17 protein-coding genes are annotated in these 16,683 nt (G+C 70.0%); 6 read left to right on the top strand and 11 right to left on the bottom strand.

The genetic code is table 11. The features are described from left to right. Positions 1–14: 14 nt before the first annotated feature. Positions 15–818 (bottom strand): NAD(P)H-dependent oxidoreductase, encoded by an 804-nt coding sequence (locus tag FHW73_RS08675; RefSeq protein WP_183426318.1) that lies wholly within the window; start codon positions 816–818, stop codon positions 15–17. An 85-nt stretch (positions 819–903) separates the two neighbouring features. Between FHW73_RS08675 and FHW73_RS08680 the strand changes: the two genes are divergently transcribed. The 4 genes from FHW73_RS08680 to dld all read left to right on the top strand — a co-directional run bounded on the left by FHW73_RS08680 (position 904) and on the right by dld (position 5,810). After that, positions 904–1,800: a LysR family transcriptional regulator gene (locus FHW73_RS08680; RefSeq protein ID WP_183426319.1), complete on the top strand. Its 897-nt coding sequence runs from the start codon at positions 904–906 to the stop codon at positions 1,798–1,800. A gap of 391 nt (positions 1,801–2,191) precedes the next feature. Then, entirely contained in the window at positions 2,192–2,944 is a 753-nt protein-coding gene (gene lldR / locus FHW73_RS08685; protein ID WP_255492867.1) for a transcriptional regulator LldR, read from the top strand. A gap of 11 nt (positions 2,945–2,955) precedes the next feature. Then, entirely contained in the window at positions 2,956–4,098 is a 1,143-nt protein-coding gene (gene lldD / locus FHW73_RS08690) for an FMN-dependent L-lactate dehydrogenase LldD (protein ID WP_183426321.1), read from the top strand. Next, complete coding sequence (gene dld / locus FHW73_RS08695; protein ID WP_183426322.1) at positions 4,095–5,810, top strand: D-lactate dehydrogenase; 1,716 nt, start codon at positions 4,095–4,097, stop codon at positions 5,808–5,810. The genes lldD and dld overlap by 4 nt, the downstream gene beginning before the upstream one ends. An 85-nt stretch (positions 5,811–5,895) precedes the next feature. Here the strand turns inward: dld and FHW73_RS08700 are convergent, their stop codons facing one another. Further along, positions 5,896–6,639 carry a glucose 1-dehydrogenase gene (locus FHW73_RS08700; RefSeq protein ID WP_183426323.1) on the bottom strand — a complete coding sequence of 248 codons (744 nt, stop codon included), beginning with the start codon at positions 6,637–6,639 and terminating at the stop codon, positions 5,896–5,898. 85 nt (positions 6,640–6,724) lie between these two features. Between FHW73_RS08700 and FHW73_RS08705 the strand changes: the two genes are divergently transcribed. Continuing rightward, entirely contained in the window at positions 6,725–7,282 is a 558-nt protein-coding gene (locus tag FHW73_RS08705; protein ID WP_183426531.1) for a TetR/AcrR family transcriptional regulator, read from the top strand. 95 nt (positions 7,283–7,377) lie between these two features. Here FHW73_RS08705 and FHW73_RS08710 read toward each other — a convergent pair whose 3' ends face one another. From FHW73_RS08710 to FHW73_RS08750, 9 genes are all read right to left on the bottom strand, one after another. Continuing rightward, positions 7,378–7,584 (bottom strand): cold-shock protein, encoded by a 207-nt coding sequence (locus FHW73_RS08710; protein ID WP_183426324.1) that lies wholly within the window; start codon positions 7,582–7,584, stop codon positions 7,378–7,380. A 93-nt stretch (positions 7,585–7,677) separates the two neighbouring features. Beyond that, on the bottom strand, positions 7,678–8,433 hold the full coding sequence (locus FHW73_RS08715; protein WP_183426325.1) for an S-methyl-5'-thioinosine phosphorylase: 756 nt from the start codon (positions 8,431–8,433) through the stop codon (positions 7,678–7,680). A 92-nt stretch (positions 8,434–8,525) separates the two neighbouring features. After that, positions 8,526–9,086, bottom strand: coding sequence for a hypoxanthine-guanine phosphoribosyltransferase (locus tag FHW73_RS08720; protein ID WP_183426326.1), 561 nt, complete (start codon positions 9,084–9,086; stop codon positions 8,526–8,528). Beyond that, the gene (gene nagZ / locus FHW73_RS08725) at positions 9,083–10,063 is read right to left on the bottom strand and encodes a beta-N-acetylhexosaminidase (RefSeq protein WP_183426532.1); all 981 of its coding nucleotides are present in this window, start codon (positions 10,061–10,063) and stop codon (positions 9,083–9,085) included. The genes FHW73_RS08720 and nagZ overlap by 4 nt, the downstream gene beginning before the upstream one ends. Before the next feature lie 88 nt (positions 10,064–10,151). Then, a complete protein-coding gene (locus FHW73_RS08730) occupies positions 10,152–10,835 on the bottom strand; it encodes a DsbA family oxidoreductase (RefSeq protein ID WP_183426327.1) in 684 nt (227 codons plus the stop codon). Positions 10,836–10,873: 38 nt separating this feature from the next. After that, positions 10,874–11,377 carry a CYTH domain-containing protein gene (locus FHW73_RS08735; RefSeq protein WP_183426328.1) on the bottom strand — a complete coding sequence of 168 codons (504 nt, stop codon included), beginning with the start codon at positions 11,375–11,377 and terminating at the stop codon, positions 10,874–10,876. 4 nt (positions 11,378–11,381) lie between these two features. Then, positions 11,382–12,719, bottom strand: a complete 1,338-nt coding sequence (gene rlmD / locus FHW73_RS08740; protein WP_183426329.1) for a 23S rRNA (uracil(1939)-C(5))-methyltransferase RlmD — start codon at positions 12,717–12,719, stop codon at positions 11,382–11,384. 520 nt (positions 12,720–13,239) lie between these two features. Then, positions 13,240–13,839 carry a YdbL family protein gene (locus FHW73_RS08745; protein ID WP_183426330.1) on the bottom strand — a complete coding sequence of 200 codons (600 nt, stop codon included), beginning with the start codon at positions 13,837–13,839 and terminating at the stop codon, positions 13,240–13,242. 35 nt (positions 13,840–13,874) lie between these two features. Further along, positions 13,875–15,911: a DUF748 domain-containing protein gene (locus FHW73_RS08750; RefSeq protein WP_183426331.1), complete on the bottom strand. Its 2,037-nt coding sequence runs from the start codon at positions 15,909–15,911 to the stop codon at positions 13,875–13,877. A gap of 34 nt (positions 15,912–15,945) precedes the next feature. Here FHW73_RS08750 and FHW73_RS08755 point away from each other — a divergent pair, with 34 nt between their 5' ends. Then, the gene (locus FHW73_RS08755) at positions 15,946–16,680 is read left to right on the top strand and encodes a response regulator (RefSeq protein ID WP_183426332.1); all 735 of its coding nucleotides are present in this window, start codon (positions 15,946–15,948) and stop codon (positions 16,678–16,680) included. The last annotated feature ends 3 nt before the right edge of the window (positions 16,681–16,683 follow it).

The following is a 16,683-nucleotide window of genomic DNA, read 5'->3' on the forward strand; positions in this document are numbered from 1 at the left end:
CAGCGCGCCGCAGATCAGTGCCCCACCTCGGCGTCCATATCCGCGATCGCCGCATCGGCGATATGCGCCATCAGCCCGCTGCGGCCGGGCGCGACCTCGGCGGCCAGCACGTGGCGGTCGGGATAGTCGCCGCCGTTCTGCGCGCGGAACGCGATCGGCGCCTGCTCGAACAACCCGGCCAGCCGCAACCGCCATGCCTGCGACGCCGACGCCAGGCCCGCCGCATCGAGAGTACCCGCGCCGTAGACCGCGAACGTGGGCAGCACCTGCATGCCCGGAAAGAACAGGGCGCCGTGGGTGATCGGAAACAGCAACTGCTCCAGCGGGCCGTTGATGCCCCGGGGCGAGTAGTCGATCTCGGGGCCGCCGACCGACACCGCGAGCAATGCTCGCTTGCCCGCAAACCCACCGTCTCCGTAGCGGTAGGCGTTGCCGGCGTCACGATAGCCGTAGGCCAGCCCGTAGGCCCAGACCCGGTCGATCCAGCCCTTCATGATCGCGGGCATGCCGAACCACCACAGCGGGAAATGCAGGATCACCGCATCGGCCGCCATCAGCTTGCGTTGCTCGGCCACCACATCGGGCGTCTGGTGGTCGTTGGCAAAGGCATGGCGCGATTCGGCCACGAACGACAAGCGCTCGGGATCGACGCGATCGGGAAAGTCGTCGGCATCGAACACCGCCTTCCAGTTGGCCGCATACAGATCGGAGTGCGTCACCGTGTGGCCTTGCGCGGACAGACATTCGGCCGAGATATCGACCAGGCGACGGGTCATCGAAGTCGGTTCGGGATGGGCATGGACCAGCAGGACGTGCATCGGCGCAGCTCACAGGAGGACTGCGCGCAAGGTAGCCAGCGACCCCCTATAGTTGAAATGGATTCTCGCCATTCCAGGTATCGTCATGCGCAATACCTTGCAAGGCCTCGACCTCAACCTGCTGCGCACGCTCGACGCGTTGCTGGTCGAGCACAACGTAACCCGCGCGGCGCAGCGGCTGCATCTGGCGCAGCCGACCATCAGCGCGCAGCTCGCACGGTTGCGGGACTTCTTTGACGATCCGTTGCTGTTGCCAGGACCGCGGGGCATGCGCCCGACCGCACGTGCCGACGCGCTGCGCGAACCGCTGCGGCAGGCGCTGGCGGCGCTGGCGCAGGCGGTCGCACCCGCCCCACCCTTCACGCCTGCCCTTGCCCGCCAGACCTGGCGCGTCGCTGCCTTCGACTACGGCGTGCTGACGGTGCTCGGCCCGGCGCTGGCCACACTGCGGGCCGCCGCGCCCGGCATGCGCCTGGCGGTCGTGCAACGGCCGCCGGGACAGATGGCCACCAGTGCGGCGCAGGATGAGATCGACCTCGCCTTCCTGACCGATACCGAGGCGCCGCCCACGCTGCGCTGGCGCCGCATGTTCACCGAGCGCTACGTGCTGGTCGGGCGCGCCGGCCATCCCGGGTTGAAGCGTCGCCCCACGCTGGCGCAGTTCTGCAAGCTCGACCATGCGATCGTCTCGCCGGATGGCGGCGGCTTCGAGGGTGCGACCGACCGCGCGCTCGCCGCGCGCGGCATGGCCCGTCGCGTCGTGCTGTCGGTGCCGCAGTTCCTGGCGATGCCGGCATTGCTGGAGAGCACCGACCTGGTGGCGATGCTGCCGTCACGCCTGGTCCAGGCGAACCCGGCGCTGCGGGTGGTCGCCCCGCCGATCGACATTCCCGGCTTCGACCTGCTGATGCTCTGGCCCGAACGCGTCCATCGCGACCCGGCGCACCAGTGGCTGCGTGCGCACATCGCCGGCGCGGGCTGACACTGTTAGCGCGGCAGGTCCGCGCGTGGCGGCCCCGTCGCATGTCAGGCCACGGCGCCTGCCGACAGCCCTGTCTGCGTCGCGATCGCCGTGCATTCGCTCCGAGCATCGACGCACCATTGGTGTGACCAATTGACCGCGACTCGGTCCTGTTGACGATGAATGCGCAAGAATCGTTAGACTCTCGCCTGCGATCCGTCTATTTTCCGTTGATTGGTCGCACCAATTTATGGTGCGTGCTCAACGCAGATGGGCGAACCCTCACGGTTGATCGCAACCCACCGCGACGATGCCCGGCATCGTCATCCGCTGCAGGCGACCTGACATGGACGAGTCCCGAATGCGCATTCCCCCTCCCGCCACCCGCCCAGACACCATTGGCGCGCGTCGCTTGCGTTTGTCCGACCAGGTTGCAGACCGCGTGCTGGCGCTGATCGACGCGCGCCAGTTGCGTCCTGGCGACCGCCTGCCGGCCGAACGCGCACTCGCGCTCGAACTGGGCGTGTCGCGGACCGTCTTGCGCGAGGCGATCGCCCGCCTGGCCAGCCAGGGCGTGCTGTATGCGCGCCAGGGCGGCGGCACCTATTTGTGCACGCACGGCGCCGACGCATCGCCGCGCATCGCACCGCTGCAGCCGTTCCTCGGCGTGTTCCGCAGCGATCCGGAGTACCGCTACGACGTGCTCGAGATCCGGCACGGGCTGGAGGGCATGGCCTCCTGGCATGCCGCGCTGCGCGCGACCGACGACGACCGCGCACGAATCGCCGATGCCTTCGACGCGATGGCGGCGCTGCATGGTCGCCACGATCCGGCCGGCGAAGCGCGCGCCGATGCCGCGTTCCATCTGTCGATCGCCGAGGCCTCGCACAATCTGGTGCTGCTGCAGGTCATGCGCGGGATGTTCGAGTTGCTGCAGACCAACATTTCGCAGAGCCGGGAAACGCTCTATGTCTCGGCGCGCACGTTCGAGCCGCTGTTGCTGCAGCACCGGGCGATGCGCGACGCCGTGCTGTCTGGCGACCCCGAAGGCGCCCGCGCCGCCGCACACACCCATCTGGCCTTCGTGCACACCTCGCTGCGCGAACTCGACGAGAACGAGGCACGCCGCGCCCGCGCCTCGCGCCTGCCCCCCTCGCACGCCTGAAGGCTGCCGTCATGATCATCGCCGCCTCGACCGACTACCGCGCCGCCGCCCAGCGACGGCTGCCACCGTTCCTGTTCCACTACATCGACGGCGGCGCCTATGCCGAACAGACCCTGCGCCGCAACGTTGCTGATCTGGAAGGCATCGCGCTGCGCCAGCGCGTGCTGCGCGACGTCGCCGAGCTGGACCTGTCGACCGAACTGTTCGGCGAGCGGCTGGCGTTCCCCGCGGCGCTCGCGCCGGTCGGACTGAGCGGCATGTACGCACGCCGCGGCGAGGTCCAGGCCGCACGCGCGGCGGCCTCGCGCGGCATCCCGTTCACGCTGTCGACGGTGTCGGTGTGTGCGATCGAGGAAGTCGCACCGGCGATCGACCGGCCGATGTGGTTCCAGTTGTACGTGCTGCGCGACCGCGGCTTCATGCGCGCCGCGCTCGAACGCGCACAGGCCGCCGGTTGCACCACGCTGGTATTCACGGTCGACATGCCCACGCCCGGCGCGCGCTACCGCGACGCGCACTCGGGCATGAGTGGCCCCAACGCGGCGCTGCGCCGTCTGTGGCAGGCCGCTACCCATCCACGCTGGGCCTGGGACGTCGGCCTGCGTGGGCGGCCGCACGACCTGGGCAACATCTCCGCCTACCGCGGCGCCGCGACCGGACTGTCCGACTACATCGGCTGGCTGGGCGCGAACTTCGACCCGTCGATCTCGTGGAAGGACCTGGAGTGGATCCGCGCGTTCTGGCGCGGGCCGATGGTCATCAAGGGCATCCTCGACCCCGACGATGCGCGCGACGCGGTCCGCTTCGGTGCCGATGGCATCGTCGTCTCCAACCACGGCGGACGCCAGCTCGACGGCGTGCTGTCGACCGCGCATGCACTGCCGGCGATTGCCGACGCGGTCGGCGGGTCGCTGAAGATCCTCGCCGATTCGGGCGTGCGCAGCGGGCTGGACATCGTGCGGATGCTGGCACTGGGCGCCAATGCGGTGTTGCTGGGCCGCGCGTTCGTCTACGCGCTGGCCGCGGCCGGCCAGGCCGGGGTGGCGCACCTGCTCGACCTGCTGCAGCAGGAGATGCGCGTGGCGATGACGCTGACCGGCACGCGCGACATCGCGGCCATCGGCCCCGACACGCTGGCGGCACCGCCAAGATGAGCGCACATGCCGACGTGCCGGCCCTGCTCGACCGGCTGCGCGGCATCGTCGGCCATGGTCACGTACTGACCGGCGCGCGAGCGACGCGGCGCTATCGCAAGGGCTACCGCTTCGGCGACGGACCGGTGCTCGCGGTCGTTCGCCCGGGCAGCCTGGTGGACCTGTGGCACGTGCTGCAGGCAGTCTTCGACGCTGGCGCGATCGTGCTCATGCAGGCGGCCAATACCGGCCTGACTGGCGGCTCGACGCCCGACGGCGATGACTACGACCGCGGCATCGTGCTGGTCAACACGCTGCGGCTGGTGGGCATCCAATTGCTGGACGGCGGTCGCCAGGTGGTCTGCCTGCCCGGCGCGACGCTCGACCGGTTGGAGCAGGCGCTCGCACCGCTCGACCGCGAGCCGCATTCGGTGATCGGCTCGTCGTGTATCGGCGCCTCGGTGCTCGGCGGTGTGTGCAACAACTCCGGCGGCGCGCTGGTGCGCCGCGGTCCGGCCTACACCGAACTGGCGCTGTTTGCGCAGCGCGACGCCGACGGCAGGCTGCGGCTGGTCAACCATCTGGGCATCGAGCTGGGCGACGACCCCGAAACGATGCTCGCGCGACTGGAGGCCGGCAACTATCGGACCTGCGACGTCCACGACCCGCCGGACCGCGTCGCCTCCGACCGGCGCTACGCGCACGACGTACGCGACGTCGATGCGCCCACACCGGCACGCTATAACGCCGATCCCGCACGACTGCACGAGGCCTCCGGCTCCGCCGGCCGGCTGGCGGTGTTCGCGGTGCGGCTCGACACCTTCCCGCGCGAGCCGGCGACCGTGTTCTACATCGGCAGCAACGACCCTGACGACCTCACCGCGATCCGCCGTCACCTGCTGAGCATGCCGGGCGACCTGCCGATCGCCGGCGAGTACGTGCACCGCGATGCATTCGACATCGGCGCGCAGTACGGCAAGGACGTGTTCCTGCTGATCGACCGCTTCGGCACCGACAAGGTTCCGGCGGCGTTCGCGCTCAAGAGCCGGGTCGACGGCGTGCTCGAGCGTATCGGCCTGCGCGGCGCCAGCGACCGGGCGCTGCAGGCGCTGGTCTCGCTGCTGCCCGACCACCTGCCGCGCCGGCTGCGCGACTTCCGCGACCGCTATGCGCACCATCTGCTGCTCAAGGTCGGCACCACGCAGACGGCCGCGACCGAGGCGTTCCTGGATCGCCATTTCGCCGCCGGTACATCGGGCAGCTGGTTCCGCTGTACCGCCGACGAGGGCCGCAAGGCCTTCCTGCATCGCTTCGCGATCGCTGGCGCGGCGGTCCGCTACCGCGAGGTGCATCGGCGCCAGGTCGCCGACATCGTCGCGCTCGACATCGCACTGCGCCGCAACGATCGCGACTGGGTCGAGACGCTGCCGCCCGCGATCGCGTCCGTACTCGCCACCCGGCTGTACTACGGGCACTTCCTGTGCCATGTCTTCCACCAGGACTACATCGTCAAGGCCGGCCACGACCCGCTGGCGATCGAGCATGCGATGTGGGCCCTGCTCGACGCACGCGGCGCCGAGTACCCGGCCGAACACAATGTCGGCCATCTCTACCCCGCCAAGCCGGCGCTGGCCGCGTTCTATCGCGCGCTCGACCCGACCAACAGTTTCAACCCAGGCATCGGCCACACCCCCAGAGGGGCGCACTGGACCGACTGCGACGGTCCACGATGAGCGAGCGCCCGTCGCGCTGCTGACCCCCAGCGCGACAGTCGCCGCGCCGGACTGCTTCGCGACCACACCGCGCGGCTTGATGGCGTCAGACGGCGACGTAGCCCCCATCCACCAGCAACTCGGCACCTGCGACGTAGCTGCTCTCGGTCGATGCCAGGAACAGAACGGCACGTGCGATCTCATCGGGTTGCCCCAACCGTCCGAGCGGCACCGCCTGAACCAACGTGTCCTCGAATCCCGGTTGGGCATCCAGGAAGCCACGGATCAGACGTGTCTCGGTGCCGCCGGGTGCGATGGTGTTGACGCGAATGCCCCGTTCTTTCAGATCGACCGTCCAACTGCGCGCCAGCGAGCGGACCGCCGCCTTGCTGGCGTTGTAGAGCGACTGGTCGGGAATGCCCTTGCTGCCGGCTGACGAGCCCATCAGCACGACCGCGCCGCCCGCCGCCATCAGCGGCAACGCCTTCTGCACGGTGAAGATCAGACCTTTGAGATTGACGCCGAGCATGCGATCGACATGCGCCTCGTCGATCGTCTCGAGCGGCATGCTCTCGTGAATGCCCGCATTGGCGAAGACGACATCGACCTTGCCATGGTCGTGCTGGATCCGGGCATAGAGCCGGTCCAGATCGGCGGAACTGGCGACATCCCCCTGCACGCCAATGGCGCCGTGGCCGATGGCCGTCACCGCCTCGTCGAGCAGCGGCTGGCGGCGCCCCGTGATGTACACCTGCGCACCTTCCGCGGCGAAGTGCCGGGCCGTGACCAGACCGATGCCATCGCTGCCTCCGGTGATGACGACCACCTTGTTCTCGAATCGCTTGTTCATGTCTTCGGCCCTTGCCGTAAGTGGAGGATTCCTCCGATTAAGATATGGAGGTATCCTCCACTTGGCAAGTGGCGAGACGAGAAAAATGACCGATCCCTCCCCGCTGCGCGCAGACGCGCAACGCAACCGCGAACGCATCCTCGCCGCGGCCGAAGCCGTTTTTCTGGAGAAAGGGGCCGGCGCTTCGCTGGAAGACGTGGCCAAACGCGCCGGCGTCGGCATCGGCACGCTGTATCGCCGCTTCCCGACACGCGAAGCCCTGCTGGCAGCCGCGTGTAGCGCGCGCTTCGTGTCCCTGGCCGAGTCGAGCCATGCACGCAGTGCAGCGCTCGATCCCAACAGCGCGTTGCGCGCGTATCTCGAGGACCTGGTCGCGGACACCAACCTCTACCGCGACCTGGCGGCCTCGCTGGGAACGGTGCTCCAGAAAGGCGGCACGCCCGGCTGCGATGCCATGACCGCAGAAGGACAGCGCTTGCTCCGCCGTGCGCAGGACGCCGGTACGATCCGCCGCGATGTCAGCTTCGATGATCTGGTGTATGTGGCGACCGCGATATCGCTTGCCGCAGAGCAGGACGCGTCATCGAAATCGCGCACGCCCCACATGATCGACCTGTTGCTCAACGGCATCGGCGCACGTTGATCGATGCCCATGGCCTCACCAGCCTGCATTGCGCAGCCTCTACAAGGAAAAGCCCCGCTGGCGCGGGGCTTTTCTGTGACTGCGTGCGAGCGCAGTCAGGCGACCGGCGCCACACCCAAGGCCTGCGCCCCCTTCGGTCCCTGCGTCACCTCGTAGCTCACCCGCTGCCCCTCCTGCAGCGAGCGGAAGCCGCTCGAGTTGATCGCCGAGAAATGGACGAACACGTCCGCACTGCCGTCCTCGGGCGCAATGAACCCGAATCCCTTCGCATCGTTGAACCACTTCACTGTGCCGTATTGCATGAACGTCTGACCTCGTCTGGATACGTGATACCGGCCTGCCTGCAAGGGGCGGCCGGCGGGTCGAGTATGCAAAGCATGCAACCGCCGTGGCAATCAAGACGCGAGCAACGCCCGCAACAGGGCCGGAATGCCGGACGAGGCCGCAGCGACGTTGGCCAGCACGTCCTCGAAGGTGATGACCTCGTCGACCTCGGGGCCGGCGCCGGCCGCCCAGTTGGCGACGATGGCCAGGCACGCATAGTCCAGACCGAGCTCACGCGCCAGACCCGCCTCGGGCATGCCGGTCATGCCGACCAGGTCGCAGCCGTCGCGGCGCAGGCGCGCGATCTCGGCGCGGGTTTCCAGCCGCGGGCCCTGGGTGGCCCCATAGCAGCCGCCATCGACCAGCGCCACGCCCGCGCGCCCGGCCGCAGCGACGACCGCCCGCCGCAGCGCCGGCGTGTACGGATCGCCGAAATCGACGTGCAGTACCTCGCTGCCCTCTTCCTCGCAGTAGGTCGACACCCGGCCCCAGGTGTAATCGATCAATTGGTCGGGGCAGGCCAGCACGCGCGGTCCGAATCGTTCGGTGATGCCGCCCACGGTATTGAGCGCGAGCACGCGCGAGGCACCCAGCGCCTGCAGCGCGGCGAGATTGGCGCGGTAGTTGATGCGGTGCGGCGGCAGCGAGTGGCCCTCGCCGTGGCGCGCCAGGAATGCGACGCGGCGGCCGTCCAGGGTGCCGATCCGCACCGGACCGGACAGGCCGCCGTAGCGCGTCACCGGTTGGTGCGCCTCGACATCCTGCAGCTCGGCCAGCGCGTACAGCCCGGTACCGCCGATCACGGCCAGGTCGATGGATGCGGTCATCGCGATATCTCGTCAGGCGCCGGGCGACGCGGGACCGGGATGATAGCGCCTGGCCGCCGCTGCCCCGGTGCAGTGCCGGGGCGGTCCGATGCTCAGTCGGCGAGTGCGTAGATCCCCGGCAGGTTGCGTCCCTGCTCGTGGAAATCCATGCCGTAGCCGAACACGTAGCGGTCGGGCACTTCGACGCCGACGTAGTCGGCTTCCACGCCCTCGACGCAGCGGTCGTGCACCTTGACCGCGAGCACCGCGACGCGGACCTCGCTCGCCCCCTGGTCCTCGCACCAGTGCCGCACGGCCTTGAGCGTATGGCCTTCGTCGAGGATGTCATCGACCAGCAGCACACGCCGACCCTGCAGCGGCGTGGCCGGACGATGCAGCCAGGCCAGACCCGACCCGGTGGTCGCGCCGCGGTAGCGGGTGGCATGCAGATAGTCGAACTGCAGATCCAGCTCGCGCTCGCCCAGCGCGAACGCCAGTTGCGCGGCGAACGGCATGCCGCCGTGCATCACCGTGATGAACAGCGGCGGCACCTCGTCGTCGCCGTAGTCGTCGGCGATGCCGTCGGCCATCGCTTCGATCGCCTCGTCGAGCACGTCGCGGTCGAACAGCAGATCCGCGCTGTCGAGCACGTCGTCGAGCCGGGGGATGTTCATGCGATGTCTCCGTTGCGATGGGCAGTTGCGGCGAGCGCGCCGTCCCAGCCGAGGGGGCCGCGACCGATCAGGCCGGTCAGCGCCATGGTGTTGAGCGCGCGGCCTTCGACGGCGGCGAGCGATTCGGCGACGAGCTCGGGATGGCAGACCAGCACCACGTCGCAGCCGGCATCGAGGTGCGCATCGACGCGCGCCTTGATGCCGCCGGCCGAGAACGCGGCGGCCATGCCGATGTCGTCGGAGAACACGACGCCGCGAAAGCCCAGCTCACCGCGCAGGATGGTCTCGATCCAGCGCGGCGAGTACCCCGCCGGCTCCGGCGCGACCTGCGGATAGGTCACGTGCGCGAGCATCACCGCGTCGGCGCCAGCGTCGATGCCGGCGACGAACGGCACCAGGTCGTGCGCGCGAATCTCCTCGAGGCTGCGACGATCGACCGCCTGGTCGAAGTGGGTGTCCTCGCGGACCGAGCCGTGGCCCGGGAAGTGCTTGAGCGTGGCCGCCATGCCCGCCTCGTGCATGCCGTCGACGTAGGCGCGCGTCAGCGCAGCGACGATCTGCGGATCGTCCGAGAACGCTCGGTCGCCGATCGCGAGGTTGCCATGGCCGACATCGACCACCGGCGCGAAGCTCAGGTCGACCCCGCTGCCGCGCACTTCCTCGGCCATGCGCCGCGCATGCGCGCGCGCCTGGACGAGCGCCGCATCGGGATCGGTCCGGTACTGCACGCCGAAGCCGGCCAGCGGCGGCAGCGCCGTGTAACCGTCCACGAAGCGCTGCACGCGGCCGCCTTCCTGATCGACGCAGATCAGCTGCGGGCGCGGCGCGGCCTCACGGATCGCGGCGGCCAGTTCTGCGATCTGCGCGCGCGAAGCAACGTTGCGCTTGAACAGGATCACGCCGGCGCAGGCATCGTGCTGCAGCCAGTCGCGCTCCTGCGCGGTGAGTTCGGTGCCGGCCACGCCGATCACGAGCATTGCGGACATCTCCATCGAGCGCGCCGGGCGGCGCAGACGGGCATTGTCGCAGATGCGCGCATCGCGCCGGGCGTGCGCACCACGGTGTTCAGGCGCAGCCGTCCGGCCCGCAAGCGGCACCGGCTGCCGACGCAGGTGCTGCGGCGGCCAGCGCCTGGCGCAAGGTCGCGGCGAGTTGCTCGGGCGGCTGCGCGCCCTGCACCGCCAGCCGCCCATCGAAGACGAAGGTCGGCACGGCGCGGATGCCCATCGCCTGGGCCTGCGCGATCTGTGCCCGCACCTCGGCCTCGCCTTCGTCGCCGGCCAACAAGGCTCGCACGCGCGCCGCGTCGAGTCCACCGGCTGCACCCGCCTCCACCAGCACCTCGGTATCGGCCAGATTGCGGCCTTGCGCGAAGTGGGCGTGGAACAACGCCTCACCGACCGCGTCGGGGTCGCCCTCGCGCGCGGCCAGCGCCAGCAGCCGGTGCGCCGGCAGCGTGGTCACACGGACCTGGCCGCGATCGAAATTGAACGGCAGGCCTTCGGCGCGGGCGGTGGCCTGGGTCTGCGCCAGCAACTGCGCGGTGCGCTCGGCGCCGCCGAACTTGCGCGCATAGGCCTCGCGCAGCGGCACCGGCGTGGCGTCGGCGTCGGGGTCGAGCAGGAAGGGATACCAATGGATGTCGATCGTCGGCGCGTCGTCGCCCAGCAGGGCGATGGCGCGTTGCAGGCGGCGCTTGCCGATCCAGCACCAGGGACAGACGACGTCGGACCAGATATCGATTCTCATGCGCGCATCATGCGCCGGTCACCGGCCGCGCGCGTGCCTCAATCGCGTTCCGCAGCGTCCCAGCGGGAGAACGGATGCGCGGCGAGCGCCAGGTTGTAGTAGCGCTTGTGGTCGGTGACCTCCTCGCCCAGCCACTCGGGCCGCGCGAAGGCCTCGCTGGCGTCGTCCAGCTCGATCTCGGCCACGACCAGCCCGGCGTTGTCGCCGAGGAACTCGTCGACCTCCCACAGGTGGTCGCCGTGCTGCACCAGATGTCGGCGCTTCTCGACCCGGCCGCCGACACACAGCGTCAGCAGCGCGTGCGCATCGGCGATCGGCAGCGGCAGCTCGAACTCCTGCCGGGTATGCCCGATCGCGCGCGACTTGATGTTCACGAACGCCGCCTCGCCCTCGATGCGCACCCGCACCGAGGCCTTCTGCGCCCCACTGTCGAGCGCGGCCATGTCATTGAGGTAGCCCTGCGCCATCGGCACCACCGCATGCGCGGCATTGCGCCACGCGTCGGACGTCACCAGGAACTTGCGTTCGATTTCGACTGCCATGGCGCTACGTCCTCTCGAACACCGCGATCGATTCGACGTGCGCGGTCTGCGGGAACATGTCCATCACCCCGGCGTCGATGAGCCGCCAGCCGCGCTCGTTGACCAGATAGCCGGCATCGCGCGCCAGCGACGCTGGGTGGCAGCTGACGTAGACGATGCGGGCGAAACGTTCGAGCGGCAGTTGGCGCAGCACATCGATCGCGCCCGAGCGCGGCGGGTCGAGCAGCAGCTTGTCGAAGCCCTGACGCATCCACGGCGCGCCGCGCTGGTCCTGGGTCAGATCGGCGGCATGGAACTGCGCGTTGTCCAGGCCGTTGTGCGCGGCGTTCTCCCGCGCGCGCGCAACCAGCCCGGCCTCGCCCTCGACACCAACGACCTCGCGCACGCGACGCGCCAGCGGCAGCGTGAAGTTGCCCAGACCGCAGAACAGGTCGAGCACACGGTCGTCGGGTTGCACGTCCAGCAGGTCGAGCGTGCGCGCGATCATCGTGCCGTTGAGACCCGCATTGACCTGGATGAAATCCAGCGGCCGGAACTTCAGCTCCACATCCCAGGCCTCGAGCCGGAACGCCAGCGCCGGCGCCTGCGGCCACAGCGGATGCACGCTGTCGTTGCCGCCCGGCTGCAGGAAGATCGCCATCCGCTGCTGCTGGCCGAAGGCGGTCAGCGCCGCCAGGTCGCGCTCGCCCAGCGGCTGCAGATGGCGGAACACCAGCGCCACGCCGTCGAACTCGGGGGTCGGGTCGCCAGCGATGAATTCGATCTGCGGAATGTCGCCGCGGCCATCGAGGCCGTCGACCAGCGCGCACAGCGCCGGGATCGCGGCGCCGATCGGCGGGATCACGGTGTGGCATTCGTGCAGGTCGGCGACGAAGCGCGGATCGCGCTCGCGGAAGCCCACCAGCGTCTTGTCCTTCTTCTCCACGCGCCGCACCGAGAAGCGGCCCTTGCGGCGGTAGCCCCAGGCGCGGTCGACCAGCGGTGCCATCCAGCGCTGCGGCGTGACATGACCGATGCGCTCGAAGTTCTCGCGCAGCACGCGTTGCTTGGCCTGGATCTGCTGCTCGGCGTCGAGATGCTGCAATACGCAGCCGCCACAGACGCCGAAATGCGCGCAGCGCGGCGCAATCCGGTGTTCGGAAGGCCGCAGCACCTCGAGCGTCACCGCCTCGTCAAAGCTGCGCGAGCGCGCGGTGCGCTGGGCGACGACCTGCTCGCCCGGCAGCGCCCCGGCGACGAATACGGCCTTGCCGTCGGGCAGCCGCGCGACACCGCGGCCATCGTGGGTCAGGTCGAGGATGTCGACCTGGAAAGGAGTCTGATCGAGGCGTTTGCGGGCCACGTGGCGAAGGCTGCGGGCGGAAAGGCCGCGTATTGTCGCAGAAGCCGGCACTCCGTCGGACCGGGCCGGCGAAACCTACGATGCGCGATTGGCTTCGGATGGGCAGCGACCTGCCGGCCGGAAGCCGCTTTTCCCTCGGCAAGGCATCCTGCCTTGACTCGGGCGCGCGCCATCCATGGCGCGCTCGACGCGGCCACCAGCCGGCAGGTCGCTGCCATGGACGGTTGCAACCCGACTTCGGGTAGACGCAGAAGGAAAGCTGAGGTCAACCGGGGTCAGAGTGCAGTTTCGCGAGGCGAAACTGCACTCTGACCCCGGGTTTGAATCCCGGTTCTGCAGCGAGGCGCGCCCGAGTCAAGGCAGGTCAGCATGGAGTGCGCGGCATGCCGCGACTCCATGCGAACGCTACGCGTGCTTCGCGTAGCCGGACCGCGCAGCGGACTTGCCGAGGGGAAAGCGGCTTCCGGCCGGCAGGCCGCCACCCATCCGAAGCCGAACCCGTTCCGTACTCGAGAAGAGCTTACTTCTGCGTCCAGGTCCCGCCCTGCTGATACCACCAGCCCGGACGCGCGCTCTGGATCCACTGGCGCGCGAACACGTCGCGGATCTGCGACTCCCATTCGGGATGACCGTTGGCAACCGCGATCTCGCGGTACACCGCCTGGCGGTCGCGGTTGTCGTCGGCGACCGCGGTGTTGACCGCGACCCGGTCCTTGATCGGCAATTGCGAGGCATCGCGGACCACGATCAGGCCATTGCTGCCGAAGCCGAGCGCACCGGAATCGAAATGCGGCCGCAGCGTGCCGTTGAAACGCTGCTCCATGCGCGACTGGATCGCCTGGATCGCCGGCGTGCGGATCGTGACATCCGGGGTCTGCGCCTGGGCGGTGCCGATGCCCAGCAGCATCCACGGATCGAAGCCCGTGCCGCGCTGGGCCATGCCGCCGCCCGGCGTCGTCGACGGCGCAGGCGGCTGCGCGGCCGGCGTGTCGCCGATCACGTTCTCGACGAACTCGCGCGCCGCCTCCTTGGCCTCGGCGGCGGGAAAATAGACGTTGATCGTCACGCATGCAGTCAGTGCGAGCGCGGCCACGGCCGGCAATCCCATCCAACGCGCCATCGGGTGTTCTCCTGTCTCGATACGGGGCGTGGCGCTCAGTCGATGACCGGAGCCACGTCGCCGCCAGCGGCGGCAGCCAGGCGCTCGACCAACGTCGGCCAGTCGACGTCGCGGTTGTAACCGACGACGTCGAGCCGCGGCAGGCCCGCGCCGTCGACGATAGTAAAGGCGTTGCCCGCTGAATGCAGGCCGCCCATTGCGCAGACCTGATTGCGCAGCCGGCAGGAGATGCCGATGCCGCGATAGCCGAAGTCGTCGAACAGCGCGATTGCCTTGCCCTGCAGGCTGGTGACGAACGAGGCGTCGCCGACGCTGGAGATGTCCTGCACCGCCCGCTGGCTGATGCGCTGACGCACCCCGGGCGTGCGTTCGGTGTGCAGCTCGGCATCGAATGCGGTGGCGCCCCAGTCGACCAGGCGCAGCCCGTCGATCCGTCCGTGCAGGCGCCCTTCGATGCTGCCGAAGCCGAACACGCCGGTCAGCGCCTGCAGATCCAGCCCCTGCAACGCCAGGTCGCTGGTCACCGTCGGCGCGACCCCGAACGGCCGCTCGATCGACAACGACGACACATCGATGCGGCCATCGAAGAGCTGCATCGCCAACCCGCCCTCGAAGTCGATCCGGTTGTCTGCATAGCGCACCGTCGGGATGTGGCCGCTCAGGCGGCCTTCGAATGCCGGCCAGGCCAACGCCTGCGCCAGCCGACCGATGTCCAGGCCGTCGAGCCGCAATGCGGTGCGCATCCGCAGGCCGTCGCCGTCGCGCTCCGCGTGCCCGGGCAGTTCCAGCGCCAGCGCCTCGAACCCGACCTCGCCGCCGAGGAACGACAGCGCGACCGGCTCGCGCAACCGCAGACGCCCCCCCGCGCTTTCCAGACTCCAGGCCGCCGCATCGAACGGCATGCCGTACAGCGCCCCGCCTTGCCAGGCGAAGGTGCTGTGCACCGGCGTGGACGCCGAATAGCGCAGCGCGCCGTGCATGCGGTCGAAGCGGAACCGCGCCTGCGCATCGCCGATGTCCAGGCCGCGCAAGCGCAGGTCCGCCGTGCGCAACACGCCGCCGGCCAACGCCAGCGACGCGTCGAACCCGCCCTGCAGCGATAGCCCCGACAGCCCAGCCGGGCCGAGCCAGCCGGATAGATAGCGCGCCGGCAGCGCATGGGCATCTCGGCTGGTCGCATCGAGCGAGAGCACCTGCAGTGCGCCGTCAGCCGACAGCGCACCGGCGCCGTCAAGCTGCAGCGTATCGCCGTCGTGCCAGGCCAGACGCGGCAACGCCCAACCGCCGTCGGCCCGGCGCTGGAGGTCGAGGCCGATCCCGATCGGCGCGGGTGGCAAGGCCAGATACGCCGCACCGAACAGCCACTCGCCCCCGTGCAGCGTGCCGTCCAGCCGCAGCGCGGGACCGGCATCGGGCAGACGCAGATCGAGCCGCAGGTCGGCGGCGACGCCTTCGGTCGCGATCGCACCATCGGCGGTCTCCAGCGCAAGATCGTGCACGGCCAGGGTGCCAGCGACGCGCAGCGGCTGCGCATCCGGCGCATCGATCCGCAGTGCGCCATCCAGACGCCCCTTGCGCAGCTGCGCGGCCTCCCATGCGCTGCGCACCAGGGCCTGCGCCCAGGCCGCCGGGACGCGCTTGAGGTCGATGGTCGTGCGCTCGGGCGTGGCCGCCCGGCGCGCCAGGGTCAGGGCGCCCCCCTCACCCGACAGGCGGGCATCGACGTCCTGCGCATCGAGCTCGAGCGCGAGTCGCAGCGCAGCCCCCGAGCGGTCGCGGATGGGTCCCTCGCAGTGCCATCGCACGCGCCCCTCGTTCACGAGCCGTTTCAGCGGGCATCGCCAATCGACATCGCGCAGCCGCCACCCCAACGCCCCGGCATCGACGTCCGCGGCGCGCAGCCGGAGCCGGCCGTTGGGCGCATCGGCAGGCCAGTCGAGCGTCAGCCGGACCTGGGTCATCGCCGCGACCGGGGTGTCGACCTGCGCGATCCGGGCCTCGACCGTCCGCGCCTGCGCGACCGGCACACAGGCCAGCAACAGCGGTAGGATCGGCAGCAGGCGGCGAGGCATCGCCGCAGGATACCTTCATCGCATGGAGCGACCGATGCCCAGATTGCTGCTGGTCGAAGACGACCCCACGAGCCGCAGTTTCCTGCTCACCGCAGCGTCGGCGCTACCGGCCGAGGTGGACGTGGCCGGAACGGTCGCCGATGCCCTGACGCTGGCTGCCGCCGATACCCACGATGCCTGGCTGATCGACGCGAACCTGCCCGACGGCAGCGGCATCGAGCTGCTCGCCCGTCTGCGCGCCCAGGGGCTGGACACGCCGGCCCTGGCGCACACCGCCGAGCGTGAACGCGAATCGCTCGATGCCCTGCGCGCGGCCGGTTTCGTGCTCGCGCTGAGCAAGCCGGTGACGGCCGCCAACTGGCGCGCCGCGATTCGCAGTCTGGTCGCTGCACCGGTCGTCGCCCCGGCCCCGCCGCCGCGCCCGACGCTCGCCGACGACGACATCGAGCCCTGTGCGTCCGGTCGCCCGGTGGTCTGGAACACGCGGGCCGCGCTGGCGGCCGTCGGTGGCAACGTCGGCAACGCCGATGCGCTGCGCGGGCTGTTCCTAGGCGAACTGCCGCAAGCGCGCGATGGCATCGTGCTGGCGGCACGGCGCGGCGATGCCCCCGCCATGCGCAGCCTGCTGCACAAGCTGCGGGCCGGCTGCGGCTTTGTCGGCGCCGACCGCCTGTGCGCAGCCGCCGCCAGCCTGCACGCCGCGCCGGAATCGGAGCCGGCGCTGCATCGGTTTCTCGCCGCCATCGACGCGACGTTGGCGGCAGCGTGAGCG

This window comes from Luteimonas sp. RC10 (assembly GCF_014192745.1).
Taxonomy (GTDB): Bacteria; Pseudomonadota; Gammaproteobacteria; order Xanthomonadales; family Xanthomonadaceae; genus Luteimonas.